We start from the raw sequence: 2,197 nt of genomic DNA on the forward strand, positions 1-2,197 counted from the left end.
AAATATTTTTTAATTTTTTAACTTCCCATCCCATAGGATTATTAATCGGGTCACCAAACATCTCGATAAATTGTGATGTTACTATTTTATCAAAATATTCAATTTGCTCTTTTCTTTTAGCTATTAATTCCTGAGCTTTATCTAATACTTTAACAATTTTATTCTGAATATCTAACTTAAAAATAGGAATCTCAATATTTTCTAATATAGATTTATTAATTGATTTAAATGTACTACCTGTCGCCATAACATTTAATCTTTTTTTTTGAGTTAATAAATAATAATATAAAAATTTATTATTTATTAGTTTACTACTTCTAATAGCACATAATCCTCTACCTATACAACATTCTATATCTGCAATATTTACATCACCAACAGGTGCTCTGACTGACATCAAAATATCAGAAGGTTCAGCCAATCGTATTGGTTCTGAACAATAAATTCTTACTATTGGATTAATTCTTCCAAAATCAGCTTTTCCTTGAAAAAATGCAATTCCTATTCCTGCTTCATTATATGAATTTGATGCTGGAGATTGCCCCATTATTATACTACTTACATCTTTTAGCTTTTTGTATTCCATAATTATATCCCCCAACATCTCTTCATAAGTTTAATATATATAATTTCACAAAATTGTGATTTGCTAATTTTAAGAGGAATATTTTACGAAATATATATCCTATGTGAATTTTTTACATTATTCTGATTAACCATAGCATATTGAAGCGTTGTATCTATTTTCTGATGTCCTAAAAGTTGTTGTACCTGCTCAATAGGCATACCTTTATCAATTGCCTTTGTAGCCAGAGTTCTCCTGAATTTATGAGGATGAACTTTATTTATGTTAAGTTTTCTTCCAAGCTCTCTTAATCTAATTTCCACACCACTTATTTGCAATCTATTATATGGTTTTATTAAAGAAACAAATAAAGCTTCATTATCATCGTTTCTACTATCCAAATAGTTTTGTAAATGTATTTTGGTTCTTGCATCAAAATATACTTTTCGCTCCTTATCTCCTTTTCCAAATACAATACATTCTCTTTCATTAAAATTAATATCCTCAATATTTAATTTTACTAATTCTCCAACACGCATACCTGTTGAATTTAATAAATCAATTATTGCTAAATCTCTAATTTGAGTGCAATTATCACGTAATATTTCTAAATTTTCATCTGTATATGTCTCTTTTACAGTTTTTGTGGTTTTAATTTTGTGTATTCTTCTTACAGGACTTTTCATAATATAATTCTCATCTTCAAGCCAAGAAAAAAAACTGGATAAAATACGCCTTATATTATCAAGATTTACTTTACTGCATAAACTTCTTTTCTGATAGTCAGATAAATAAGTTCTTAAATCTTCTGTTACTATCTGTTTTATAGGTTTATCTAAAGTTTCTAATGCATTTTTTATTGTTGAATCATAATATTTTATAGTCTTTTCAGAACATCCTTCTACACGCTTCGCTGTAATAAAGTCTTCTAAATATTCTTCATTTTTCTTATCCTTTTCTATATCATTTTGATTATTTTTATAAATTGTAACTCCAAAGAAACTATGGACCAATACCTTATGTAATTCCTCAATCTGTTTATTGTTAAGTATATGAGCTATTTTTTGTTCAATTTCAAAAATTAATTCTTTAACCATGATATATCGCCTCCTAATGTTGTGTATACCATAGTATTATATCGTATATTTATGCAAATTTATTATTTAATTAAATATTTCTCCTTTAAACGCTCTCTGTATTAATGAATTAAAGTTATTTTCCATCTCTTTTAGACTTTTTTCTACTTCAACTTTTAATTTGTCGATTACCTTAACAAAATCTGCGAATTGATTTTGGAGTTCTATTGGTGGGAAAATTATAGGAAATTCTTCTATATGTTCCTTATTCAACTGTCTCTTATCAATTCCTCCAACACAAACACTTCTGATATATCCCCTATATTCTTTACTCGTAAGAATAAATAAAACAAATTCATTTAGTATTTCTTCTTTAAGCCTTATCAAATAAACATGTCCATTAATATTAGCCATATCATCTTCACCCAAATACATAGATGCTCTACCTAAACTACTATTCTCAGTATTTATCCTGCCTGTTTTAGTCATTAAAATGTCTCCATGTTTTAAGCTACTCTTTTGCATTTTTTTATGAGTTTTATCATCTATATATGCT

3 protein-coding genes are annotated in these 2,197 nt (G+C 26.7%); all 3 read right to left on the reverse strand.

The features are described 5' to 3' along the window. On the reverse strand, window positions 1-586 hold a 586-nt coding region (locus Q0F58_RS19095; protein WP_294379614.1), incomplete at its 3' end, for a restriction endonuclease subunit S. 83 nt (window positions 587-669) lie between these two features. After that, the gene (gene xerA / locus Q0F58_RS19100; RefSeq protein ID WP_294379615.1) at window positions 670-1,662 is read right to left on the reverse strand and encodes a site-specific tyrosine recombinase/integron integrase; all 993 of its coding nucleotides are present in this window, start codon (window positions 1,660-1,662) and stop codon (window positions 670-672) included. A gap of 66 nt (window positions 1,663-1,728) precedes the next feature. Further along, window positions 1,729-2,197, reverse strand: a 469-nt coding sequence (locus Q0F58_RS19105) for a restriction endonuclease subunit S (protein WP_294379617.1), incomplete at its 5' end; no start/stop codon positions are given.

It is taken from the genome of uncultured Clostridium sp. (genome assembly GCF_934754915.1).
Classification (GTDB): domain Bacteria; phylum Bacillota; class Clostridia; order Clostridiales; family Clostridiaceae; genus Clostridium.